Origin of the sequence: Prevotella sp. MGM2, from assembly GCF_002933955.1 — a bacterium.
Lineage (GTDB): Bacteria > Bacteroidota > Bacteroidia > Bacteroidales > Bacteroidaceae > Alloprevotella.
Genome location: NZ_BEWW01000279.1, coordinates 1 through 1,032, shown reverse-complemented (window position 1 = coordinate 1,032; position 1,032 = coordinate 1). Strand labels below are relative to the sequence as shown.

At 51.4% G+C, this 1,032-nt stretch carries 1 protein-coding gene; it reads left to right on the top strand.

What is annotated here, in order from left to right; translation table 11 throughout:
- Positions 1-304 precede the first annotated feature (304 nt).
- On the top strand, positions 305-1,032 hold a 728-nt coding region (locus C5S62_RS07200), incomplete at its 3' end, for an SLC13 family permease (protein WP_223301178.1).

The window sequence follows — 1,032 nt, the reverse complement described above, 5'->3', positions numbered from 1 at the left end:
TTTCAACTTATCCGTGTGTTTTGAAAGGTTTAGATTGCAAAAAATGAAAGTTAAAGATGTCGGTAGGGCTTTTCCGGTTCAATTGGTGCAATTGGAAAGAACATCATGTGCGGGCTTTACATATAAAACAGTTTTTTTCTTTTCGCACCGGTACCTTTTCTTCTGCCGAAGGGCAATAAAAACAGCCGACGGATCATTTTTACAGCTTTATAATTGGCCGTTTCAGCGGTAAACATTAATTTAGCGCGAAAAATGAAAGCATCGCCCTGTGGCGAATGCCAAAGAACTAACTTAACCTTTTATCATGGAACCTTTACTCAGTATGGCCCAATGGCTCGACACGCAAGCCGCTCAAGTGGGCATCACCATTTTTACCTTTGCCGCCACCATTGTAGCCTTTATGGTGGGGAAAATCCGCTCCGACATCATTGCCCTGTGCTCCACTGCCGTACTCCTGGCCACAGGCGTTATCGACTCCAAAGCCGCATTGGCGGGTTTTTCCAATTCTGCCGTCGTCATGATGATAGGTCTTTTCGTGGTGGGCGGTGCCGTTTTTCAGACGGGGCTGGCCAAAATCATCAGCGGCCGGCTCCTGAGTCTGGCTGGAACAGATGAAAAGCGTCTCTTCTTTCTGGTAATGATTGTAACGTCCGTTGTAGCGGCTTTTGTGAGTAACACCGGCACCGTGGCGCTGCTCTTGCCCATCATTCTGGCCATGTCGAAAACAGCCGGCGTCAATCCGGGCAAACTGATGATACCGTTGGCGTTTGCCAGTTCGCTGGGAGGTATTCTCACGCTCATCGGTACGCCGCCCAACCTCGTTGTGCGCGATGCGCTCGTCCATGCCGGCTATGATAACCCGCCCGGCTTTTTCGGTTTCACGCCGGTCGGCATCGTCTGCATTCTGGTTGGCACCGCCGTGCTCATTCCCCTTTCAAAACGTTTTCTCATGAAGGAGAAAAACAGCGGCGAGACCCGCCGAGACGGCAAGTCGCCCCACCGTCTGGCGGAGGAATACCGCCTGTCCGACCG